The organism is Paenibacillus oenotherae, from assembly GCF_019443105.1.
GTDB classification, from domain to species: Bacteria; Bacillota; Bacilli; order Paenibacillales; family Paenibacillaceae; genus Paenibacillus_Z; species Paenibacillus_Z oenotherae.
Map to the genome: position 1 here is coordinate 71,410 of NZ_JAHZIJ010000018.1, position 24,513 is coordinate 95,922.

Below are 24,513 nucleotides of genomic sequence, written 5' to 3' on the forward strand. Positions count from 1 at the left end.
AATACGACATGGGAGCTGGATTTCGCTTCATTCATGCGGCTGACCTGCATGTAGACAGTCCGTTTCGGGGCCTATCGGAGGCTCCGCCGCATGTTCGTGACGCACTGATGTCTTCAACGTTTGCGGCGGTTCGCCGATTGACGGAGACGGCGATTGCCAGCAAGGCGGATTTTGTTATTATAGCCGGTGATTTATATGATTCCGCTGATCGTTCGCTGCGTGCGCAGCTGGCGCTTCAACGGGAATGGAGGAAGCTGCATGCCGCTGGTGTGCAGCTGTTTGTCATTCATGGGAATCATGATCATCTTGCAGGAGCGAGAGCGAAACTGGCATGGCCGGATTCTGTGAAGATCTTTGGCTCACAGGATGTCGAATGCGTGCCCGCTTACGGGAAGAATGGGGAAGTGGCTGCATACATATACGGCATATCCTATGGTGCGAGGGCGGTAACGGAGAACCTGGCTTCCCGTTACAAGCCGAGATCGGACGGGCCCTATCATATCGCAATGCTGCACGGCAATGTGGATGGAGACGGCGCTCATGATCCCTATGCGCCTTGCTCGCTGGCACAGCTTGCGGGAGCCGGGTTCCAATACTGGGCGCTCGGGCATGTACATAACCGCAGAGTGCTCCATACTTATCCGCATATTGTCTATGCAGGCAATACGCAGGGCAGGCATTCCCGCGAGCGTGGAGCGAAGGGCTGCTATATCGTCGATGTATCCGATACAAGGGAAACTACGCTAACCTTCGCGGCGCTTGATACGATCCGCTGGGAGGAGATGGAGGTTTCTATTGCAGGATTTCTTACAGAGCAAGCCTTGCTCGATGCGATCGAACGGGAAGCGGCTGTGCTCATGAGGGCAAGAAGCGGAGGCCGTCCGGTCATGCTCAGCATTAAGCTGGTCGGACGGGGAGTCATGCATAAGAGGCTTGTTGACGCTGCCTTTCTGGGACAGCTGCGGGAAGGGTTGCGAGAGAGGCTGAACGATAACGAGCCTTTAGGGGAGACTCGTGACGACGGCATTTATGGAGCTGCGGGAAGAGGACAGGAGACGGCGCTTGGCACGCAAGAAGAGCAGGAGCGACCCTGGTGCTGGATTCATACGATTGATGCCGAGACTGGCGCCGAGCTTGATATTGACGCGCTGGCCCGCGAGGATAGCTTCGCCGGAGAGCTGCTGCGTTTAAGCATGGCGCTTGAGGGTGATGGGGAGGAGCGGTTGAGTCTGGAGGAGGAGGCTTTGGCGCCGCTGCTGGCCAATCCGCGATTGCGCAAGCATATCCGCGAGCGTATGGACGTCGACACGAGCAAGTGGCTGTTACAAGCGCGTGAATTAGCCGCCGCTCTGTTAACGGAGGATGACAAGGAAATGACGGTGCTGCGCGAGCCTTCAACGAGAGGGGAGGGTTAATATGAGATGGATCGGGCTGCATGCGGACGGCTTCGGCAAGCTGTATGATACGCGGTTGGATCTGGACGCTCCGGTTACAGTTATATATGGACCGAACGAAGCAGGCAAAAGCACAACCCAAGCCTTTATTCGAACGATGCTGTACGGCTTCGCTTCAAGGGCGAATCCGGTGGATCGACTGGAGCCTGCAGCAGGCGGCCGCCACGGCGGACGGTTGTTTTTTCGTGATGATTCCGGCATTGAATATGTCGTAGAACGCTATGCCAGCGCTGCTGGCAAGGTGACGATAAGGGCTGTTGGCGGCACTGCTGGTGATGATCGGAACGGAGATGCAAGCGGGAGGCTTGCAGGAGACCCGCTTGGAGCAGGCAGGCTAGGCGGAATATCGAGTGAGGTGCTGACGCAGGCAGTGTGGGAACGGCTTTACCTGGGCGGTGTCAATGAACGGGTATTCCGCGAACTGTTTGCCATTACGTTGACAGAGCTTCAGGCGATCGGAATGCTGGAGGGCGATGAGCTGGGCAAACAGCTTTATCATGCCGGATGGAGCGGTGGCGGAGCGATTGCCAGAACGGAGAAGCTTCTCGGTGGTCAGATGGACGAGCTGTTCCGGCCCAGAGGGGTCAATCAGCAGATGAACAAGCTGATCAAAGCATTGGAGCAGACGGAGGCCGCACTCCGTCAATTGGAGGACGGCATATCCGGGTACAATGAACGGACGGATGCGCTGCTTCAGGCCGAGACAAGCTTGAGAGTGACAGAGGAGGAGCTGCCCGCGCTTCGCGAGCGCTATTCGCTGCTGGCACGGGCTTGCGAGCTTCGGCCATTGTGGGTGGAGCGTGCGGCTTTGCTGCGTGAGAAAGCCGATTTGCGGTTAAAGGGGCATGTCTCACAAGATGCCCGCAGCCGCTGGGAAGCCCATGCTGCGGAGCGGGATCGGCTGCTGGAAGAACGGGAACGGTTCAGGCTGCTTTTGGCGCGGGACGAGCAAGCACTTGCTTCATTGGCGCTCGATGAAGGATTGCTCGCTGCGGCTGCGGAAATTGAAGCGCTGCTGTTATCTGCCGAGAATATACAGGCGCTCCGATTCCAGAAGCGGGATCTGGAGGCTGAGCTTAGGGAGCAGCGCGAGTCGCTAGGCAGGCTGCTTTCCCGGATCGCCCCGAATTGGGGGGAAGCCGAGTTAGGCGCTCTGAATGTCACTGTAGCGGAACGGGAGGCGATACGCCAAGCCCGATCTTCGCTTGGGGATGCCAGCAGAGAACAGGAGCGGATTGCAGCCGAACTGCGCGCATTGGAGGACGGGATTCAGGAGACAAGGCTACAGCTCGCCGCCTATGAAGGCTCGGTGTCTTCAATTATCGGCGAGAAAGGGGCAGACGAGAGAATAGGGATCGTGCTGCTGCCTGCAACGGCGAATGAGCTGCGCCATGCGGCTCGCGCATTCGAGGACGCATGGCGGGAATGGGAGCTGGAGCAGGTGCGCTCCCAGCATGAGGGGTTCGGCGAGAGCGAAGAAGACGTCCTGGAGGGACGAAGCGGAGCGGTGCTGTGGGCGGCCGCCGTAGCACTTGCGGCGGCGGCCGCTGGGCTTCTGGCAGGCGGCTGGGGGGCCGCAGCAGCCGCCGCAGGCACTGCCGCGCTCGCGCTGGCGGCAGCTGCGCTGCTGCGTGCGCGTGCAGCGCGCCCTGCGCGGCCGAGCGGCGCTGCACGCGGCCGCCGACGCGCCCATGCGCCGCGGCGCGGAGCCAGCGGCGCCACAGGCGCAGCAGCGGCGGCGGGGCATGCCGCCGCTGCAAAAGCGCGGCTAGCCGCCGCAGAGCGCCGCGTTGCGGCTGCGCTCGGCGCGCTCGTGCGCGAGCCGGAGGCTGCGCTTGCCGCGCTGCTGGCAAGTGCCGGGGCAGCGGCGAATGCCGGGCCGCTGCCTCAAGCCGTGGGCGGCCGCACAGCTGCCGCCGCCCAACAAGGCAGCGGCGCGGCAACGGCGCCGCACAACGATCCCGCTCGCGTCCACGCGCGAGAAGCGGCAGCAGCAAGGGAGGCTGCTGCCCTCCCCGCCGCGAGCGAGCAAGCTCCAGCCGCAGCCGCTGCCCTCCGGCGGGCGGCGCAGGAGCACGCCATAGCGGCCGATGAGCCCGGCCGCTTGCATCGCACTGCCGCACCGGAAAGCGCCCGACAGGCGCATTCCAGTGCCCCAGCCGCTTCGCGGGAGCAGCTGAGCGCAGCAATCGATGCGCGGCTGGACGCGCTGCACGCCACCGAGCGTGTCGCCGAGCGGCGCCAAGAGCAATCGCGCACGCTGTCAAGGCTGCGTGCGCAGCAGGAAGCGGCGCTTGCCGCCGCTGCTGCTGCCGCGGCCAGCGCCGAGACAGCTGCGGCGCGGTGGCGCGATTGGTTGAATGCGCGCTTGCTGCCGGCAACCCTCTCTCCAGAAGCGGCGCTGGAGACGTTCGACCTGGCGGAGCAGGGCATGCAGCGTCTGCAGGCGCGTGACCGGATCGCGGACAAGCTGGCTGCGATTGCGTCCCAGCTGGCAGTCTTCGAAGCGGCCGCAGGCAAGCTGTGCGCAGCGTTCGCGTACGTCTCAGGCGCGGCGGGCCCTGACGAAGCGGTATCGCTTCGTCTGCTGCAAGCCGAAGCCCGCAAAAGCGCGGAAGCAAGGCAGCGAGGCAATGAGCTGCAAGCACGCATCGATGAGCATGCGATGCGCATTGACGAATTGAATGCGGCCTGGATCCGATTGGAGCAGCAGCGTCTGGAGTGGTTCGGGCAAGCCGGGGTCAGTGATGAATCGGGCTGGCTGGATGCAATAGCGGAATCCGAGCGGCTGCATGCGATCCAAACGGAATGCTACAGGCTTGATGCCGAATTAACCGCTGGAATGACGGAGCAGCAGCGCATCCAGCTGGAGGCATGGTATGGGGAGATTGACTATGCGGGTTTGGAGCAGATGCGGGAGGAAGCGCGGCAGCATTTGATGCAGGCGGAGGAAACCAGGACGGGCTGGATCGAAACGATCGGCCGCCAGCGGCAAGCGCTGGAAGCGATGCTGCAGCAGAGTGACCGCCAGCGGCTCGTTGCCGAACGGGAGCAAACATCAGCGGCGCTGGAGCAGCTTATATCACGCTACGCGGTGCTGTCTTACAGCATGACGATGATACGCCGGACGAAGCGGATAATGGAAGAGCAGCGGCAGCCCGCAGTGCTTCGTGAAGCTTCGCGATTCATGGCAATCATGTCCGGGGGCAAATATATACGGATTGCGGTTCCAGAGGGCGAGGGGATGATAAGGCTTGAGCTGGCCCATGGAGCGACTGTGGACAGCAAGTTTCTTAGCAGAGGAGCTGCTGAACAGCTCTATCTGGCTATGCGCTTCGCCTTGGCGGACGAAGCGGCAGCTTCTGCTAATTTGCCGATGATTCTGGATGATCTCTTCGTGAATTTCGACCGGCCGCGCCTGGAAGCGGTGATGGAGGTGCTTGCCGAACTTGCCCAGCGGCGCCAGCTTGTGCTGCTTACCTGTCATGAGCATATACGTGATTTATTGCTGGAGAAACTTCCGGGCGCGGGTCTTTGCAGTCTGGACTGAATATGCGGGCCATTCACCGTCCCAGAGGCGGCTTATGCCGGATAAGCAGAATGAGCCAGCCAAGGCTAATAATGCCGAACAGCGGATAAAGGGTGGACAGCAGCGGGCCAAAGCCGATTTGGCTGGCGAAGTAGCAGAGCAGCAGCACAATAATCGTGAGCGATGTGCGCGACAGGGAGAATCGTTCCTCCAGCTGCAGGGAAAGCCCGTATACATCAGCAATCAGCGTAGTGAAAATTTCCGAAAAAATAAGAAATACATAAAAAATCTGTACGCCGTAGCCGACTTCGCGGGCGATGCCGCCCATCGGAATGGCGAATTGCTGAATGCCGGGCATGTAGACGGACAAGGCAATATGGCTGGCAAGCAGCATGAAGCCGATGCCGATGCCGCCAACCCATGAGCCCCAGATGATCGTCTTGCGGTCGCCGATCTGGGCGCCGAGCGGGACGAGTACGGCTTGTGACATCGACAGGTTGAATGCCGCATACAGGAATGGCGAAGCCCATATGGCAAACAGCGAATAATCGCTTTCGAGCATCATCCATCTGTTCGCGCCAGGCGTTCTGACAGTATCGATAATAATAACGATGGTGAATAACAGCATGATCGGAACGACGATTGAATTGACGGCCAGAATTGCGCCCATTCCTTTGCGGACAAGGAAGAAGCAGGCGATAATCGTAATGATCAGTCCAAGCTGATAGGACATATTCCAATGCTCGGAAAAAATCGAGCCAGCGCCAGCAAGCATAACCGCGTTGACGCCGAACAGGACGATCAGCATAAAATGGCTGACCCATCGCCCATTGCGCGGGCCGAACAGCGCTTTGTTCACATCCTCATACGATCTGGCTGATATGTCGCATGCGATGAGCATCATCTTGGAGCCAAGCCAAATAAACAATGCCGTTGCCAGAAGGATGGTCAGAGCGCCCAAATAGCCAAAACGGGTGAAAAATTGCAAAATCTCTTGGCCGGTCGCGAAACCAGCGCCAACAATCGTACCCATATACGTAGATGCGATCTGCAGCACTTTAACGAATCTTTTCATCGGAATTGACCTGCCTTTCGGACTTGCCTCTTATAGAAGGTATGTCCGATGGAGGACAGGCATGACAACAAATAAACCTCCAATCTCACTGCAGGACAGTGGAATAGGAGGTTCCTGTGCGCATACCCATAATAGTAGACAAGCTGTCTGTCTTATGCCGGGGCGGTCTGGGAGAAAAGCTTGATGGAAATAATCTCATTGCGCTCAGGATCCATGTCCAGCTTGAGCAGCGCTCCAGCCGCCTTGTAGGACAGAACGGTTGTCGTATGTGTATCCGGCTTGCCAAGCGCCTTGATAGCCGCACTCTCATCATCGCCGATACGAAGCCCGTTCAAGTCAGTGACGGTCTCGCTATCGAATACTTCGATGAACCGCACGACTTTGTCTTTGCCGTACCCGACGGAGAAGCCTTTATATTCATGAACAGTCAATGTCTCGCTCTCATCCTCGAAGGAGTACTTGTCGATGGGCTTGCCGAGCTTGCGTTCCGCTGCTGCCAGCTGATCGCCTATTCCAATCCCGTGAAGCTGCGGCTTGCTGGAATCCCATTTGTTCTCGGTCTTCTCGGTCTTCACAGCTGGGGGATTATTCTTGGCTGCGGATGACTCCGTCCGGGCAGTAGGCGCGTCGGATATACCGTCCTCTACAATTGTATTAACGACCGGATTCGTATGGTTGGCATCCGGATTGTTATTATAAATTTTTTGTGGACTGTCGGTCGTCTTGGCGACGCCTGATTGGCTAACTCCTGAATTGCCTGCCTGAACAGTTAAGTCGGTTTCCGTCTGACAGCCTGCGATGATGATCGTAAATAGGGCGATTGCGGCTGAACGAGCCGCTATACTTGCAGTTGCTTGTTTCATTCGGTCATGACACCTCCTGCTAGTTGGCATTGCTGTGACTTTTGCGTAACCATTACTTAATTAGACGCAGCCCATGGAAAAAAGTTGCAAACGTTTCGCTTGGAATTTATTGTATTAATAAGTCTTAGGTTGCGAACCGGCACTACCTTATGGTACGTTAACGGAAAAAGCTTTTCGTTTGGAGGAAATAGGGTGGAATTGTTAAAAGAACGCATATTGCGGGATGCTTCCGTCATTAACAATGATGTGTTGAAACTCGACGCACTTATTAATCATCAGGTTGATCCCAAGCTTATGATGGAGATGGGCAATGAATTCGCCCGCAGGTTCGCCGAGCATGAGATTACCAAGGTCATTACGGTGGAATCATCCGGCATTCCGGCAGCATTTACAACTGCACTTGCACTTGGTGTGCCGCTTGTATTCGCCCGCCGCAAAAAAACGTTGATCGCTGATCCGGATGCGCTTTGCGAGCGCGTGCCATCCTTTACGAAGGGAATTGTTACGGATATTATGGTTTCCCGCCAGTTCCTGACGCCAGAGGACAAGGTGCTGTTCATCGATGATATTATTGCCAACGGTGATGCAGCACGAGGACTTATTAAAATTATCGAACGCTCGGGGGCAAAGTTGGCAGGCCTTGGCATAGTAGTTGAGAAATCATTCCAGGCAGGCGCCAGAACGATTCGCGAGCAGGGCATTATCGTGGAATCGCTTGTAAAAATTTCTTCCTTGGAAGGCGGCAACATTACGTTCGAATAAAATTCTACATCTTATTCCAGAATCAGCACCTTTTCGACATTCAAAATTTGTCTTATAATGTTTGTAAGTGACCGAGGGGAGGCACATTAAGATGGGGAAACTTTCTTCTACAGATTTTCTGCAAACGAAACTGTCCGATGCCAAAATTCACTTCGAGCGTGCGCTCGATTGTAAGCATACCGAGTTCGATGACTTGTATCCGTATATGATCGAGCATCCGCAATTTTTCTGGTATAAACGGTATGTCGCCTGGTCTGAATTGCTGACGATTGTCAAGCTCTGCAACGAGCTGGAGATTGGCTGGCAGGAGCATTTCTCAACCAAGCAGGCAGAGTACATTACGAGCCGTGTGATGTCATCCCGTGTGTTGGATGAATGGTATGAGACCACTGATTCCAAGGAGCAAGTAAGCTAACAGCTGAATATGTGCCGGTTAGGACCTCAATGAATGCTGCATCTGCATTGAGGTCCTTTGTATATGCAGGCTGAACTTTGTGTATGGAAAGAGGCGGTTGAACATGATAACGGAAGGGCAGCTGGACGAATTCCGTGTAGCCGGGAGCCAGGTAAGAGTCGTGCGGGATGCGCTCGAGTCCAATGATATCATCGGGATTGTCGTAGCGTGGGATGCAGAGAGTGTAGTCATTCGCAAAGCGAACCGCAGGGTCGTCAAGGTTAGCCGAGGCTACTTGTTCGAACCGGCATCCCAGCCAAGAAGCAATGTGCTGGATAAGGATCTGTCCGATACATAATTGAAACAATAGCTCGGCTGACACCGTACAAATAATTGTGCAAAATATCATTTGGCGCAGCAGCGCTGCCATTGAATGGAGGCCCTCGTAATGAAATGTCCGATATGTGAAAGCGTACGAATGAGAGAAGTGGAGAAGAATGGTGTTATGATCGATGTTTGCCCGGATTGCAAGGGGGTTTGGCTTGATCGCGGCGAGCTGGACAAGCTCCTGCAGGGAATCCGTGAGCTGCAGAGTGATTATGACCAGCTCAATCAGCGCGTGAACGGGGCTCCGGCTCCTCAGGGCGGCATGCCGAATCCGGGACAAGCGCCAATACAGGGGCAGGGCTATGGACAGCAAGGCTCCTCCGGCGGCTATGTCAATCCTCCGTTCCAGCCGGGTCAGCCGGGTGTGTACGGCAATTCACAGCCAGCCCAAGGGCAAGGCTATGGGCAGGTTCCACCTCCGCAAGGCGGGTACGGTCAAGTACCGCCGCCTAATGGACAGTACGGAAGCCAGCAGCAGGGCTATGGCAGTCATTCCAAGCATAGCCATGAAATTCATTACAACAAATATGGTCATCCTTATAAGAAGAAGAAAACGATGTTCGACGTATTGGGAGATCTGTTCGAATAACAATAATACAGCCTCTGTTGGCGCTGCTTGATGAACAATCGGGACTGCGCTGAAGAGGCTCTTTTAATGGTCTTATTGTTTGAAAATTAGAACTTCGGCGCCACTCCTTGACTTAGCCATGCCCCGGTGATAAGATAATAAACGTGATTCAGCGATGGTACTACTGATTGCGAATCCAACCCTTACATTTTGCGGTCGTGGCGGAATTGGCAGACGCGCTAGATTCAGGTTCTAGTGTCAGCAATGACGTGGAGGTTCGAGTCCTCTCGACCGCATCATACTTAAAACGATGGCCTTCAGATATTCTGAAGGTTTTTTGTTATTTTAAGCCATAAATTTGAATGACGAGACACGAAAATTCGAAAATTTTATCGAAATGAAACGGTGACTGATGTACCGGTTTTCGCAAGCTCAACTCAGTTGTGTTCCCCCAATGTAAAAGTAACAAATAAAATGCGCAAAATTACAAACAAACTCTTCGAAATAATTCGAGGGGTTATTTTTTTATGAATATTGCCGATGATTTATGACGGTAACGGAATAAGGCCAGCTTGCCGAGTGGAAGCGAAAGCTGCTTTCATTTACTGATTACCATTCTGATTTACTTCTTTCTGGAATACTTAACAAGTGAACAAGTTAACAATAACTTAAATATAAAGTAATAATTAATGAATAAGAAAGTTAATAAAATAAAAATCATTAATGAAATATTGACATGTAAGCGCATTCAGTATAGTATGGTTTTGTAATTTATCGATAACTTAATAATGAAAGGGATTAGAAAGTGAGAAAACAAAATGAATAAGAATGAGGCTACTATTACGGGAGCTAACACCGGCAATAACGGACAAGCAACTGGGCAAAGCCGCTAAATCCAATCCATAAGATTTATCCTGAACCTGGTTTCACTTTAAGGGAGGTGCTGTTCAAGCAGTTATTATTATTCATCAGTAATAGTAACAGTAAGACTACATTCTTATTTCTGGAGGGATAAAATGAAATCGGTAAAAAAGGGTACGATTTTTTTTCTGATCATGATATTGGTGTTCTCAACAATCTTACAAGGTATCGTGAGTGCCGATTCCTTGACGGGAGCTTCTTCTGCGGTTTCTGTTAACCAGACTGCGCAATCTCAGCATTGGGCCCAGTCCAGCATCGACAAGTGGACTCATCTTGGGATGGTGAAAGGGTACGAAGATGGTTCTTTTCGTCCAAATCAGCAGGTAACAAGAGCAGAACTCGCAACGATGATCAATCGAATCTTTGGGTATACCCGGGTTGCCGGGCAATCATTTGCCGATGTACCCCAAGATGCCTGGTACAGCAACGCGCTGTCAATAGCCAAAGAAGCCGGATACTACGAAGGGTACCCCGGCAATCTGGCCAAGGCAACTACATCTGTGTCCAGACAGGATGCAGTAACGCTAATTATGAAAGCGTTTTATTTGAAGTCCCAGGGAGACGGGGCATCCCAAACTTTTTCTGATTATAATGCCATTCGTCCATACGCACGTGAAGCCATTGCTGCTCTAAGCGGTATTGTGAAAGGTTATCCCGACGGATCGTTTAAGCCGGCTAAATCCATTTCCAGAGCAGAGGTGGTTAAGGTATTTGACACCTTAGTTTCCGAGTTGTACGCCTCTGAAGGTGTTTATAATGGTGGAAAGATCAGTAATCATGCCGTTATCAGTACAAATGGAGTAACGCTGAAGGATTCAGATATTTCAGGCAATCTGTATCTGTCTGCCGGGATAGGAGACGGTGACGCAACGCTGGAGAATTCGCACATCAAGGGCGCGACATACGTAGCTGGCGGTGGCGAGAACTCTATTCATGTGAATCAGACTACTTTAGGAGAGCTTGTGGTTCAGCGTCCTGAAGGCAAAATTCGTATCGTATTGTCTAAGAAGTCGCACGTTGAGAATATTACAGTGAATTCTCCTGCGATTCTAGTATTCAATGGCGGCTCCGCAGTGAATCATTTGACGATTAACAACGGCGGAGCTGGGACGAACATTCAGGGAGCAGATACGATCTCTGAAATTACCGTGTTAGCTGATGGTGTGACGGTTAACGGACAATTGCTCACCCAAAATACGAGTTATGTTCTTAAACAAGATAAGTTAGAGGTTGTGGGTACGACAGGGAACGGAACAAGCGGATCAAGTGGTTCTGGCGGTTCTGGCAACCCAGGCAACCCAGGAAATCCAGGCAACTCAGGCAACCCAGGCAACTCAGATAATCCAGACAATCCAGCCGAAAAAACGATTGATCTGGTAGACAGGAATGCTACGGCGGAAACCAGATCGTTGTTTCAATACCTGAATGAAGTCCGGGGAAAACAGGTATTGTTTGGTCATCAGCATGCTACAACAGAGGGATTCTCCATCACAGCCAAGGACGGCACGCAATCCGATGTGTTGAATGCGGTCGGCGAACTACCGGGATTATTCGGCTGGGACACGCTGAGTCTGGAGGGGAAAGAGAAGCCGGGCGTAGGTCTGAACGCCAAGCAGCAGAATCGGGATAATCTGATCGCTGTGATGAAGAAGGCATATGACGAAGGCGGAGTACTAACCCTAAGCGCCCATATGCCGAATTTCGTCACAGGAGGCAGCTTCAATGACACCAAGGGAAAAGTTGTGTCCCACATCCTTCCAGGCGGGGACAAGCATGAGGCGTACAATCAGTTCCTGGATATGATTGCGGACTTTGCGAATAACCTGAAGGATGATAAAGGTAAACCGATTCCCGTCATCTTCCGTCCGTTCCACGAGCAGAACGGAGGCTGGTTCTGGTGGGGAGCCCCTTACAGAACCAAGGAGCAGTACATTGAGCTGTACCGGTACACCGTAGAGTATCTGCGGGATGTCAAGGATGTCCGCAATTTCCTGTATGCCTTCTCGCCGAACAGTTCGTTCAACAATTCAGAAGCCACCTATCTCGAGACTTACCCGGGAGATGAATATGTGGATATTCTGGGCTTTGACAATTACTACAACGGTAATGCGGAAGGCTGGTTCATCGGCTCTGTACAGGATGCCAAGCTGGTCTCCAGGCTGGCTGATTCCAAAGGCAAGGTAGCGGCCATGACGGAATTCGGCTACTCCAATCTGCGGCCGTCCGGAACCAATGATCTTCACTTTTTTAACAAACTGCTGGATGCTCTAAAATCCGATCCGGATGCCAAGAAGATGGCTTATATGCTGACCTGGGCCAATTTTGGCACAGATAATTTCTTCGTTCCCTACAAGAATGGGTTAAACGGACTTGGGGATCATGAACTGCTGCCGGATTTTGTAAAGTACTACGATGACCCTTATACTTCCTTCATCAATAAAGTAAAGGCAGCCGGCAGTTACGCGAAAGATGTGAAGGCGGCCGATGAGAAACCCTATCTGCATATCGCGACGCCAATCAATAATGAAACCATTCTGACTGCAAGCGCTTCTCTTATTCGGGCTCGCGTGTTGCATCAGAATACTGAGAAAGTAGTCTATCTGATCGGCAGCGATACTGTTGAACGCCCGATGACGGCCGACAGCAGTGGCTTCTATTACACAGCATCCTGGACGCCGGGAGCCGCGCTTTCCGGTCTGAGCACGACCATTACGGTCAAGTCGTATGCGAAGGATGGAAGCGTCATTAACCAAACGATTCAAGTATATGTCAATGATACACTGCCCAATTCGAATACCTTGGTAGTAGATACGTTCGATAATTACAGCGGCAACAATGAACTGCTTGACAATGCATATAGTCCAGGAGGGGATTTGAGCACAATCTCTCTTGATGCGGAACATAGGAACAGCGGCCAGTATGGTCTGAAGTTCGCGTACAACGTGGGTGTTCAGGGATATACCGGACAATCGAAGAATATGGACAATGCCGACTGGTCCGAAGCCAATCAGCTGAAATTCTGGTATGAGCCGGACGGCAGCAACCAGAAGCTGGTTATCCAAATCAAGATGAGCGGCATTTCCTTCGAAGCCTATCCGTCCTTGGCCGGAAAGACGGCAGGCGAGATTGCGATTCCATTCAGTGAGTTCAAGCCTGCTCCTTGGGATACCGGCAATGCGGGTCAAGTGATTACGAAGCAGTACCTGAAGGATATCCAGACGTTCTCCATCTATGTGAACAAGGATGCAGCGGCGGAAGGCACAACCGGTACCTTGTATTTCGATGACATCCAGGCGTTCAATGACGGAACGGGCGGAGTTCCAGGCAGCGGCTCCGGCGGTACGGCTGCCGAGCCTCAGCTTCTGTACGGATTTGAAACGGATACAGAGGGGTGGGCCGTCGAGACGAATAATGCCGGCGCAGAGCCTTCGACTGTAACTTCCGAGGCTTCAGCCGAAGGAGCCCAGGCGCTGCGCGCGGCCTTCTCCCTTGCTGGAGCGGATTTCGAGCTGACGAAGTATGTTTCTTTGGATTTGAGCGCCGTTGATACGCTAAGCGCGAAGGTGAAGCTTTCCAATGGAACGGCGAAGGCTCGCCTGTACATCAAGACGGGTTCCAACTGGACCTGGACGGACAGCGGGTTGTATGATGTGAACTCAACTGCGTTTACGACCTTGTCCCTGCCCCTTGCGGGAATTTCCGATTTAAGCCAGGTGCAGGCGATAGGCGTGAAGTTCGAGAGCTTTAGCGGATCGGGCAATGCCGCGGCTTATCTCGATGAGGTGCGAATTTCGCGTGACGGCGTCGTTCCCGAGAATCCGAATACCGTCAAATATGAAGCGGAGAGCGGCACGTTAAGCGGAGGAGCAACCGTGTCCACAGAGGGCGGCGGCTTTTCCGGTACAGGCTATGTAACAGGCTTCAAGAGTTCAGGGGACACCCTGCAGATTCCGGTCGATCTGGAGCACGCCGGAACGTATATGGTTGTCATCCGCTACAAAACGATAGGCGGAAGCAAAGTGAATACAGTCAGCCTGAACGGTACGACCATTGCTAATTATAACTTTACGGAAGCGGGCGTCTGGAAGGATGCCGTATTGGGACAATATGATTTTAAAGCGGGCGCCAATACGGTCGGAATTGCGACCAGTTGGGGCTGGATGGATATCGACTATATTCAACTGACCGGCGGAGACGGGCCAGTGACCTCCGTGAATTTGAAGTCGGCAGGAGGAGCTTCGGGAGCAGTTGATATTCCGGCAACGCTTTATGCGTTCGCTGACAATTCGGCTGAATACCGGTTCCTGGCAAGAAAGGCAGGCGGCGAATGGGAGTATTTGAACAACTACAGTAAAACCCATTCCTATGTATGGACAGCCCCTGAAGCAGGAGAATATGAATGGAAAGCATATGTGCGTCAAATCGGCTCCACAGCGGAATTCGATGCTGTAAGCGCGATTCTGAAATATACCGCGCTGCCTGAATATATCGGGAAGCCGCTCGTCAATCCGATGTTCAGCAGCAACATGGTTTTGCAGCGAGACAAGGAAGTGGCGATCTGGGGCTGGGCGGAGCCCGGAACTGCGATAAGCGTCAAGCTCGATGAGGCCGCTTTTACGGGAACGGCCGATTCTAACGGAAATTGGAAAGTGTCGATAGGGGTCAATCAAACAGGCGACCCTCATACGATAATCGTGACGGGCGCAGCGGAGACGATTACGCTCACGGATGTTCTATTCGGTGATGTGTATCTGGCATCCGGTCAATCAAATATGGCATTTCCGGTGTCCCAGGTTACCAACGCGGCAACGGAAATCAGCAATGCGAATAACCCGAACATCCGGTTCTTTACCGTTCCGCAGTTGACCAGCCGGTACCCGGTTCCGATGATCAGAAGCCAGAAGCAATGGCAAGTGGCTTCGCCGAATACGGTGCCTGAGCTTACAGCAGTAGGTTATTTTTTCGCGAAGAAGCTGACAGAGGAAACAGGTGTTCCAGTCGGAATTATTTTCTCTGCGGTAGGCGGAACGAAGATCGAGAACTGGACCAGCTATGAAACGCTTGAGTCCATGCCTTCTTTGGCTCAGGCTGCTCTGGATATTAAGAGCGGAGCGGCGAACGTAGAAACAGCAACATCTCCAACAGCGCTTTATAACGGGATGATTGCACCACTAGCCCCTTATAAGTTGAAGGGCGTACTATGGTATCAAGGCGAAAGCAATTGGGGCGAGTTTCGTTATTACAAAGCGCTTCCTACGTTAATCAAGGATTGGCGGCAAACATTTGGTGATGATCAATTACCGTTTACAATTGTTCAGATTGCGGCATTCGGTACACTTCAAAGCGTTGACAATCCTGCACAATCCGATAGCAATCCCGGTCTGCCGGTTGTTCGAGATGCGCAGCTTCAGACTGTGCTGAACGATCCGCATACGAGTCTGGTTATAACGACAGATGTAGGTACGCCGGGAGACATTCATCCAACCAACAAACAAGATGTTGGTGAACGCGCCGCGATTAGTGTGCTGGGCAAATTCTATAATAAACCGATAGAATACTCCGGGCCTATCTATCGGTCTATGGAGAAATCAGGAGATCAACTGATTCTTTCCTTTGATCATGCAGGATCGGGATTAATGGCAGGAGTCAAGGTGGATTTGGTACCGGTAACAGAAGATTTGAACGGGCTTAAAGGGTTCGCGATTGCAGGTGCAGATGGCGTCTATTACTGGGCGGATGCACAAATCGTTGGTGACACGGTTGTCGTTTCTTCGGAGCAGGTCAGTGACCCCATTATGGTGAAATACAACTGGAATGACTCGCCAATAGGAAATCTATATAATAAAGATGGTTTGCCCGCCACTCCTTTCAGAACCGACAAGGTGTCGTATTTGTCCGTATTTGGCGGAAGTGGATCCGGTTTTCATACGCCTGGCGAAGAGCTAACCATCAAGGCACCTGCCAAGGCAGGCAAGACGTTCGACAAATGGATCGGGGATATCCAGGCGATTGCGGACCCTCTTTCCTCCACAGCTACTCTTGTTATGCCGAATGAGTATTTCACAGAAGTAGGATCAACGTTCGTAGATGGTGAGGGGCAGATGGACAGCATTATGGCATATGCCCAGGACGCCGCCTTGACGGGTGCCGGAGCAAGTCTCAAGAAGGCTCCTGTCAGCCCTGACACCGAATATGCCGGAGATGGATACATCTGGTTTGACGGAGAAGACGGAACGGCCGATTTCACACTGAATGTTCCGAGCAGCGGTGAGTATGAACTGAGCTTTGGCTACTATATTCCATTCGGTTCGAAGCGCACATCTGTAAGTATAAATGGAGGTGTGTACTCGGAAATTACGATCCCGGATACCCAAGGCAAAGTGGCCGAGTACTCACTGGGCAAGCAGCAGCTTGAGGCTGGCGCAAATGTTATAAGTGTTGCCAAAGGCTGGGGTTATTACGGGATTGAATATGTCAAGGCCGTTGCCGTTACCGGGACAAATCCGAACAACATGATTGAGGCCGAAAGCGGGACCTTAACCGGAACAACAGCGGTTGAGACTTCGATCGGCGGATATTCCGGGGACGGGTACGTAGCCTTCAAAAGCGACGGCTCCATTACACTTGCCTATGATGCTGAAACGGCAGGGAATTATGACTTGGTGCTAGGATACAGCTCGCCGTATGGCGACAAGAAAACCCAACTGGTCATCAACAGTGGCAGCGAAGTAGATTTAAACCTTGTCTCTTCAGGCTTTTTCACAGAGAGAGAAGCGATTCCTGTCAGTCTGGTTCAAGGTTCGAATACGATTCTGATCAATAGCGGCTGGGGCTATTACAACATCGATTACGTCAAGCTCACCCCTTCCGGAGCTGGGGAACCGTTCTCTTCCGTGGTCTACAGTTTTGAAGATCAGACACTTCAGGGCTTTGCCGTAAATAGGGACAGCGATAATCAGTATAATACCGCCTTAGCTACGGATGTTACAGTTACAGACGCTGTATATGCGGAGGGCAGTCATTCAATCACAGCGGATTTCAGCCTGGTTAGCAGCGGGGGACAGTTCCAGATCCGCAGCATGGGACAAATGGACTTGTCCGGCGCTTCCACGATTACGGCCAAAGTGAAAGTCGTACCGGTTGATGAGGAAACATCTTTGGAAGGCGTAAATGTCTATTTGTTCTCGCAAAGCGGCGAGGCATGGGAGGGCTGGACGATCTCGGATCCGGGAACAGCTTCATCTCCGGTTGATGAGAAAGGCTTTATGACCATTACGCTGGATATTGGCAGCCTCGCAACGCGAAATTTCATGCAGGCATTTGGAATTCAGGTTGCGACACCTTCCGGTTCAATCGGTCAGGCGAAGATTTATGTAGATGAAGTAACGATACAGTAAGTCTATGAGTACGAAGGGGCTGTCCGAAAAGTCCAATAACTAATGAGTCAGTCCTGAATGATGTGAAGGGATGCTTCCAAAACCACTAAAAACTAAAAAGTGGGACTGGAAGCATCTTTTTCAATGTATAAGGGGGAATAACACAGCCTCGTTAATGAAGGTTTGACAGATGCTGAGGGGAATTTGAAAGCAGAGTTTACTGTGGAAGGCCTTCATATGTGGCCAAACGCTTATTCTGTTATTTTTGAAAATATGAAAAAGTATTTATACTAATGGCTATGTTAAAGATAATTTGCGTGTCAGGCGAGACGGTCGACTATGTGGTTGCTGGCATCACTGTCGGTTTATGCTTTGGTTTCCTCTGCAGACAGGTGCCTTTGATGCAACCATGATTGGATTAACGGAAAGAGAGGGGGATCAATCCTCGCCTCTCTTTTGCTGATTGCACACCCAGTATGGGCGCTATAATTGGGAATTTTTGATTTTCTCCCTGTGAAGCGTTCGTGCGGAAACCTTGGAGTGGATTGGGCCAGCACCTATTTACGATAGCGGGTCATCGCTATGGTTTGCCAAGCCGCAAGCGCTCATTCGAGCGGACGGCAAATTGACCTGCAAGCCATTCAAGCAGGATCACAATGAGCAGATCAAGCTGGTTACGTCCTTTGATTGGCTTGACTTGTCCGCGCTGCAAGGCATTGAGGAGGAGGTAAGGGCTATCTTTAACGGTTCGCTCTTTGTCGATGAAGCCCGATGTGAAGCCATTTGCCGGGCATTACAGCAACGGATCAACATGTTGGCGGAGATTATTCGGGCTCGCAATCCGCAATCGTGGGTGGACGACCAAAGTACTGATGTGCACGAGAACATCGCCTACAGCGGGTTGCAAGAAGCCGATGATGACATGGGGCGGTAACAAAGTCATAGGCAATTACCAGTCAAAATACAATGTCTCTGCGAGTCCGGCACAACGGATTCGCAGAGACATTTTTATTGTACCTGCAAAAGGGCAGCAGGTATAACGGTAATGAGAATACCTATTATTTCGATATAATTCGACGGCGATAATCGAAAATATTCAGGACTACAGACTCTAATTTTATGGAAGGCATTGACATTATTTTTTAATACATGCTAATTTCAAGATAGATTCATACAACATTCGTTGTACGTTGTATAATCTGATCAACTTTTCGCGGAAGCACGTTTGTACGACGCAAGGAACCACTTCATCTTAGAGGCGGCACAAGAAACCATATTTTTTGAAAGCGCTTTTATCAAAAAAATGGAGGGATTTTTTGTGTTAAAAAAATGGCTGTCTTTGTTGTGCTTGGCTGCTCTTTCTTTAACTGTAACTGCAATCCTGTTTGTTGCTGCTCCAACTACATTGCAAGCCGCGAGTATTGGGACTGTGGATGAGAACGACAGCATTTATCAGATTATGGTTGACCGCTTTCACGATGGGGATTCCACAAACAACGCCACGGGTTCAGCGATTCGCTACGGTGAAACGTCAGAGGAAGACTTCCGCTACATGAAGGGCGGGGACTGGCAAGGAATTATTGACAAGTTAGGCTATATCAAAAATATGGGTTACACCGCGATCTGGATTTCACCTGTTGCCGAGCCGCAGGTGACGAGCCGTGACAACAATGGCACGGGCAGAAATACAGCTTATCACGGGTATAACGTAAAGGACCCGAACAAGGCCAATCCTTATTTCGGAACGAAGGAAAAGCTCAAGGAACTGGTCGATTCCGCACATGCGCTCGGAATAAAGGTTATCATTGATGTTGTGCCTAACCATGTGGGGGATTATATGCTTGGCACGCAAGCCTTCTATGATATCCCGAGCCTGCAGCCTGCAGCTCCCTTCAACACCCCGTCCTGGTATCATCATAACGGTGACATCAACTGGACGTTGACAGACGGAAACTATACGCAATGGGCCCAGGATTACATGGAGGATCATGATTTGGGGGGACTCGACGATATTGATTTTGACGTTCCCGCTGCGAAGCAGGCGATTTTTGATTCCATTAAGGGCTGGTTCGATTATACGGGAGCGGATGGTGCCCGGGTTGACGCTGCGAAGCTCATGAAGCCGACAGATATTGGCGCTCTGCAAAATTATCTTGGCGTCAATACGTTCGGGGAGAATTTTGACGGCAATGCTGAATTTGTCTCGCGCTGGGTAGGGGCGAATAAAGAATGGGGGATGCTGGATTTCCCGCTATTTTTCAATATCGTTAGAAGCTTCGCACAAGGGCAATCCTTCGAAACGAATGTCAAGGATGCTTTCGCCCAGGATTATCGTTACAACGGCAATGAGAATCACCTTGTTACCTTCATCGACAATCATGACCGCAACCGCTTCTTGACAGAAGCCGGGGGAAGTGTGCCGAAGCTGCAGAACGCGCTGTCCTTTATCTTTACTGCACGCGGCTTGCCGGTTGTCTTCCAAGGTACGGAGCAGAACAAGGGCAATGGCCATGGACAGCTCATCAATGACAGTATTCAGGATACATGGAATCGCTGGTCGATGGTGAAGCGGGATTCGAACGGCAGCGTTATTCAAAATTACTTTGACGAGAACACGAATACGTATCAGCATGTCGCCAAGCTGAATCAAATTCGCAGCAAATACGAAGCGCTCCGCAAGGGCAAGCAGCGTGAAATGTGGGCGGCTCAAAATTTGTACGCTTTCTCAAGGCGTGTGGAGAGCGGGGCGAATACGGGGCAAGAAGTCGTGTCGGTATTCAGCAACGCTTCGAGCGGTACGCAGAACGTGACCATTCCGCTGCGGGCCGAGAGCTCGCTCACCGTCGGAACGATATTAGTGAATCAGCTGAATACGTCGGATAGCATTACGGTGCAATCCGGCGGAGTTACGGGAAAACAAATTACGGTCGGCATCGGTGCGAACGCCGCCAAAATTTATGCCAAAGAACTTACCGATACAATAGCACCCTCTGTACCCGCGAATGTAAATGCTGCCGCACTTAGCTCCAGCAGCATCCAGGTGACGTGGACGGCTTCTACGGATAACATCGCAGTTACCGGCTATGAAGTATTCCGTAACGGAACCTTGGCCGGTACATCAACAGGCACATCATTCACGGATAATGGTTTGGCGCCTAATACAGCGTACTCTTATACGGTCAAAGCTTATGATGCGGCAGGCAACCGTTCGCCGTTAAGTACGCCGCCGGCTTCTGCGACGACACCTCCGGTAGACACGCAAGCGCCAGGTGCGCCTTCTAATGTAGCGGCGACCGCAGTATCCTCATCAGCGATCAACCTCACCTGGACGGCGGCAACCGACAATGTTGCGGTTACGGGATATGAAATCTATCGCAATGGCGTACTGGCAGGCCAATCCACAACTACGTCATACGCGGATACCGGACTTCTCTCTGGCACGGCCTACTCTTATACGCTGAAAGCCTTCGATGCAGCAGGCAACCGCTCGGTATTCAGCGCGCCTCCGGCGGAAGCGACGACCCCTGCCGGCAACAATGTGACGATCTACTACAAGAGAGGGTTTGCAACCCCGTACATCCACTATCGTCCTGCAGGTGGAACTTGGACGACGTCTCCTGGAGTTCCTATTCCGCAGTCGGAAGTAGCGGGGTATAACAAGATTACGATCAATCTTGGCAGCGCAAGCCAGCTTGAAGCTTGCTTTAATAACGGAAGCGGAACCTGGGACAGTAACAATCAGCAAAACTACTTCTTCGGAACGGGAACTTGGACCTATACGCCTACGGGCAATATTGTGTCCGGCGGACCGGATAATCAAGCTCCATCGGTTCCTCAGAACGTAGCGGCGACGGCTTCGTCTGCTTCATCAGCAACCGTGACCTGGACAGCATCAACGGATAATGTGGGTGTTACGGGGTATGAAGTGTTCCGCGACGGAACGCTGGTTGGTACTACTGCGTCATTATCCTTTACGAATACAGGGCTGTCTGCATCGACCCTGTATAACTATACGGTAAAGGCGTATGATGCGGTTGGCAACAAGTCAGCCCAAAGCTCGCCGCCTGCTGCGGTAACGACATTAGCTGGCAATCAGACGACGATTTACTATAAAAACACGTCGTTCACGAACGCTTACATTCATTATAAGCTCGATAATTCTTCCACATGGACGACAGTGCCAGGCGTGCAGCTGCAAAATTCCACCTATCCGGGATATAAAATGATTACGATCGAGCTTGGCAGTGCAACAGGCTTAACAGCTGCATTCAATGATGGAAATAACAACTGGGATAATAATGGAGGGAATAATTATACGTTCGCCACAGGAGTTTTCAGCTTGGTGAATGGCAATAAAACCTCCGGTACTCCGGGAACGGATAGCGTGACATTCCGTGTAACGGTACCCGCCTCGACTCCAGTGAATGGACCGGTATATTTGACGGGCTCGTTTAATGGATGGACAACAGCGGATACAGCATACCAGTTGACGAAAGGAACGGACGGTGTATATTCCATTACACTGAATCTCCCAGCCGGCACGGCCGTCCAGTACAAGCTGACCCGCGGCACTTGGGCGAATGTCGAAGTCAATGCCAATGGAACGGATATTGCCAACCGGACACTTACTCCGTCTGGCGGTGCGCAGACCGTTAATTTAACGGTTCAGCGCTGGAAGGATCAATAAAATAAGTTGTATGTTGCCTGATAATCTGAAAGCAGTACAGGCGTTGTCTCGGAAGTAATTTTTTGTGGAAATTTCAACTCTCACTTCGTATGTAATAGAGGTAGAAAAGAACCTTCAACTCCACTTTAATAGTGGTTATGAAGGTTCTTATTTTGCATTTTATGGGATAGCCCCATCTATATAAAGCGGCTGTTGGCTAGGCTAGTTTCTCTATCACGATAGAGGCGCTAACCGTCGGAGTTCCTCCGCCAATTGTGTTCTGAATAACTAGATTACCCATATTATCATTTCGATTCAGTGTTAGAATTCCTCCGGCTGTCAGTTGAGTGACAACTTGACCTTGGTAAGGTTGATTTCCCGAGCCTGCGCCATAGTTGCTGCAAGGAACGATTGCTGCAGGCAGCGCCCCGGCGGCATCCGGATCAAAAAATAATGCAAATGCATTGTCTCCAGGGGTAGGGAATACCTCCCAGCTAATATTGTAAAAACCTGTTTGTAGAATGTTTATATTCGTTGGTCCTGTAAAGGATAACGCAGAGCCTATAACAACGGAGTTAGCAATATCAAATGCGACAGCTTCTCCCTGCCCACCGGGTGCAGGTGCCGGATCGAGGTTCTGTTCTTCCGAGCTGCAAAGGAAAACAAAAGATGATATTCCGCCAGCAGGCCCTTGTGGGCCTTGCGGTCCCGGAACCCCTTGCAGCCCTTGAATCCCCTGCGGCCCTATAGGACCTGCAGGCCCAGCTATACCTTGAGGCCCTTGCGGGCCCAGAGGACCGGTCACTGTTGGAGCGGTAACATTAACTTCTGGTGGAGGACAGGAAACACGCACTATTTTTTTAATGACTTTACGTCTTTTTGCTTTATTTTTGGAAGGACAAACAAGGATCGTTTTCTTTTTGCACTGCTTTTTTGCATGAGAACAATTCAATTGGATTCCTCCTTTGTAATTTGTTCAATGTATGTCTGTTCATAAAAACCAGAGTGGACATTATGACCTGTTCTGGATAGACAAACATCCAAATTATTGCAAAAGAGGCGTGTGACTAAGGGTGATTGTCTCCTGTATGCCAGACTGTGGGATGATCCGGCACACTTTACGGCCATTCATAATTCATGGGGATGCCCGGTGTATCAAACGAAAACCAGCGACCCCCACAACCAACAGCGATGAACTTGGCAGGTAGAGAAGGAAGCCTGCGAAAGTGCAGGGATTTTGCTCAAAATAATCGTAAATGGCAGAATACCTGCGATAGCGCAGGAATATGAGGCGAAATGGGTCGCTGGAGGCAGAATCCGGCGAAATTCCTGCACTTTGGCAGGCATTCGCTCCTTAGTATGGCGGAATGGGAAAAATTCCTGCTGTACGGCAGGCATTTGATCCTCAGCATGGGGCATGAGAAAATTGCATTTTCGCGTATTCGCAGGAATGGTCGCTGCAATGGTGAACGGAGGGTTACGGAAGCGTGCACTAAGAAAAAGCCTCCAGTTGCTAAACTCGGAGGCTGCATCGTTCTTATTGAAAGCTTCTGTACTGATGAAGGGGCGTATTCGTCTGTTGGTATGCGTTGAAGCTGTTGAGCTGTGAGCTTTGCTCAAGCTGCTTGCAAATCTGGGACACTTGCTGCATTTGTTGAATGGCGACTTGATGGCCATGCAAGGAATTTTGGATGATTTGGCTCGCTTGATGCTCTCGCTGGGCCAGTTCTTCTAAGCGGGCAGCATTTTGCTGCTCCTGTTGCAGCAGCTGCTGGTACATTTGGCTTGCTTGATTCGTTTGGTTGATCAATTGCTGGATAATTTGTTCACACTGGTTAATTTGATTGGTCAGGCTCTGGTTCATTTTTCGGTATCCTCCTCAAATTGGGTTATTCTAACCACAATTAATATCTCTTCACTCCAATGACATTATTCATAGTTAATAATAAAAGGTTTCCAAAAAACAGGAAGAGTGGGTTCAATTGTTTGAACTGTTGCCCTTGGCGATTTGGCTCAGAAACAGATTAGGATTGAGGATGGTCGTATACTTGCAAAAGAATATCGTTGACATTTGCAAATATACGCGATATAATCTTAATTACTGTGTTGGGGATCACTTTTGCAAATGCCCAACGGATACGCGGTCGTGGCGGAATTGGCAGACGCGCTAGATTCAGGTTCTAGTGTCAGCAATGACGTGGAGGTTCGAGTCCTCTCGACCGCATCCTATCTATTACATTCAAGAAGTCTTGCGCTGCAAGGCTTCTTTTTCTTATGCGGAGCAAAAGGCGTGTTGCGTGAACGACATCAACATGCCGAACATAGCGATCAAACAGATAAGCGAACTCCTGCCATTTCTGTTCCGTTGTTTTCCTGCAATACTTGGTTGAATTTATCTATAAGAGAATAAATGTAAAATAAAGTAATTAAATTACGAAATAAGTCATGCCAAAAGTGAAAATGTTCTTATTTCTTTGAAAATAGCATCGGTTTATTAAAAACTAGCCTGCATCAATAA

12 protein-coding genes, 2 tRNA genes and 1 pseudogene are annotated in these 24,513 nt (G+C 51.3%); 11 read left to right on the forward strand and 4 right to left on the reverse strand.

What is annotated here, in order from left to right; all coding sequences use genetic code 11:
- Nucleotides 1-8 precede the first annotated feature (8 nt).
- A complete protein-coding gene (locus tag K0T92_RS19865) occupies nt 9-1,415 on the forward strand; it encodes a metallophosphoesterase family protein (protein ID WP_219874226.1) in 1,407 nt (468 codons plus the stop codon).
- Between the two features lies 1 nt (nt 1,416).
- The gene (locus K0T92_RS19870; protein WP_219874227.1) at nt 1,417-5,004 is read left to right on the forward strand and encodes an AAA family ATPase; all 3,588 of its coding nucleotides are present in this window, start codon (nt 1,417-1,419) and stop codon (nt 5,002-5,004) included.
- 13 nt (nt 5,005-5,017) lie between these two features.
- On the opposite strand, the gene K0T92_RS19875 is transcribed toward K0T92_RS19870, so the two are convergent.
- Both K0T92_RS19875 and K0T92_RS19880 read right to left on the reverse strand, forming a co-directional pair.
- A complete protein-coding gene (locus K0T92_RS19875) occupies nt 5,018-6,058 on the reverse strand; it encodes a YkvI family membrane protein (protein ID WP_219874228.1) in 1,041 nt (346 codons plus the stop codon).
- Between the two features lie 152 nt (nt 6,059-6,210).
- Complete coding sequence (locus tag K0T92_RS19880; protein ID WP_219874229.1) at nt 6,211-6,921, reverse strand: hypothetical protein; 711 nt, start codon at nt 6,919-6,921, stop codon at nt 6,211-6,213.
- Nucleotides 6,922-7,113: 192 nt separating this feature from the next.
- Here K0T92_RS19880 and K0T92_RS19885 point away from each other — a divergent pair, with 192 nt between their 5' ends.
- The 8 genes and pseudogenes from K0T92_RS19885 to K0T92_RS19920 all read left to right on the forward strand — a co-directional run bounded on the left by K0T92_RS19885 (nt 7,114) and on the right by K0T92_RS19920 (nt 22,016).
- Nucleotides 7,114-7,683, forward strand: a complete 570-nt coding sequence (locus tag K0T92_RS19885; RefSeq protein ID WP_219874230.1) for a xanthine phosphoribosyltransferase — start codon at nt 7,114-7,116, stop codon at nt 7,681-7,683.
- 91 nt (nt 7,684-7,774) lie between these two features.
- The gene (locus K0T92_RS19890; RefSeq protein WP_219874231.1) at nt 7,775-8,098 is read left to right on the forward strand and encodes a hypothetical protein; all 324 of its coding nucleotides are present in this window, start codon (nt 7,775-7,777) and stop codon (nt 8,096-8,098) included.
- Nucleotides 8,099-8,201: 103 nt separating this feature from the next.
- Nucleotides 8,202-8,435, forward strand: a complete 234-nt coding sequence (locus K0T92_RS19895; RefSeq protein ID WP_219874232.1) for a hypothetical protein — start codon at nt 8,202-8,204, stop codon at nt 8,433-8,435.
- A gap of 90 nt (nt 8,436-8,525) precedes the next feature.
- Nucleotides 8,526-8,684, forward strand: a pseudogene (locus K0T92_RS25130) (TFIIB-type zinc ribbon-containing protein); the annotation flags it as partial.
- Between the two features lie 560 nt (nt 8,685-9,244).
- A tRNA-Leu gene (locus K0T92_RS19905) sits at nt 9,245-9,328 on the forward strand.
- Between the two features lie 720 nt (nt 9,329-10,048).
- Entirely contained in the window at nt 10,049-17,350 is a 7,302-nt protein-coding gene (locus K0T92_RS19910; protein WP_219874234.1) for a CBM35 domain-containing protein, read from the forward strand.
- Between the two features lie 514 nt (nt 17,351-17,864).
- The gene (locus K0T92_RS19915; protein ID WP_246628294.1) at nt 17,865-18,263 is read left to right on the forward strand and encodes a hypothetical protein; all 399 of its coding nucleotides are present in this window, start codon (nt 17,865-17,867) and stop codon (nt 18,261-18,263) included.
- A gap of 369 nt (nt 18,264-18,632) precedes the next feature.
- On the forward strand, nt 18,633-22,016 hold the full coding sequence (locus tag K0T92_RS19920; RefSeq protein WP_219874235.1) for an alpha-amylase family glycosyl hydrolase: 3,384 nt from the start codon (nt 18,633-18,635) through the stop codon (nt 22,014-22,016).
- Between the two features lie 196 nt (nt 22,017-22,212).
- On the opposite strand, the gene K0T92_RS25335 is transcribed toward K0T92_RS19920, so the two are convergent.
- On the reverse strand, nt 22,213-22,947 hold the full coding sequence (locus tag K0T92_RS25335) for a collagen-like protein (protein ID WP_219874236.1): 735 nt from the start codon (nt 22,945-22,947) through the stop codon (nt 22,213-22,215).
- A 585-nt stretch (nt 22,948-23,532) separates the two neighbouring features.
- Nucleotides 23,533-23,859, reverse strand: a complete 327-nt coding sequence (locus K0T92_RS19930; RefSeq protein WP_219874237.1) for a hypothetical protein — start codon at nt 23,857-23,859, stop codon at nt 23,533-23,535.
- 276 nt (nt 23,860-24,135) lie between these two features.
- On the opposite strand from K0T92_RS19930, the gene K0T92_RS19935 reads away from it, so the two are divergent.
- Nucleotides 24,136-24,219 (forward strand) — tRNA-Leu (locus tag K0T92_RS19935).
- The last annotated feature ends 294 nt before the right edge of the window (nt 24,220-24,513 follow it).

Excerpts from the sequence above, each read along its gene's own strand:
- K0T92_RS19865 (WP_219874226.1), top strand. The coding sequence starts at position 9 with ATGGGAGCTGGATTTCGCTTCATTCATGCGGCTGACCTGCATGTAGAC.
- K0T92_RS19870 (WP_219874227.1), top strand. The coding sequence starts at position 1,417 with ATGAGATGGATCGGGCTGCATGCGGACGGCTTCGGCAAGCTGTATGAT.
- K0T92_RS19875 (WP_219874228.1), bottom strand. The coding sequence starts at position 6,058 with ATGAAAAGATTCGTTAAAGTGCTGCAGATCGCATCTACGTATATGGGT.
- K0T92_RS19880 (WP_219874229.1), bottom strand. The coding sequence starts at position 6,921 with ATGAAACAAGCAACTGCAAGTATAGCGGCTCGTTCAGCCGCAATCGCC.
- K0T92_RS19890 (WP_219874231.1), top strand. The coding sequence starts at position 7,775 with ATGGGGAAACTTTCTTCTACAGATTTTCTGCAAACGAAACTGTCCGAT.
- K0T92_RS19895 (WP_219874232.1), top strand. The coding sequence starts at position 8,202 with ATGATAACGGAAGGGCAGCTGGACGAATTCCGTGTAGCCGGGAGCCAG.
- K0T92_RS19910 (WP_219874234.1), top strand. The coding sequence starts at position 10,049 with ATGAAATCGGTAAAAAAGGGTACGATTTTTTTTCTGATCATGATATTG.
- K0T92_RS19920 (WP_219874235.1), top strand. The coding sequence starts at position 18,633 with ATGGAGGGATTTTTTGTGTTAAAAAAATGGCTGTCTTTGTTGTGCTTG.
- K0T92_RS19930 (WP_219874237.1), bottom strand. The coding sequence starts at position 23,859 with ATGAACCAGAGCCTGACCAATCAAATTAACCAGTGTGAACAAATTATC.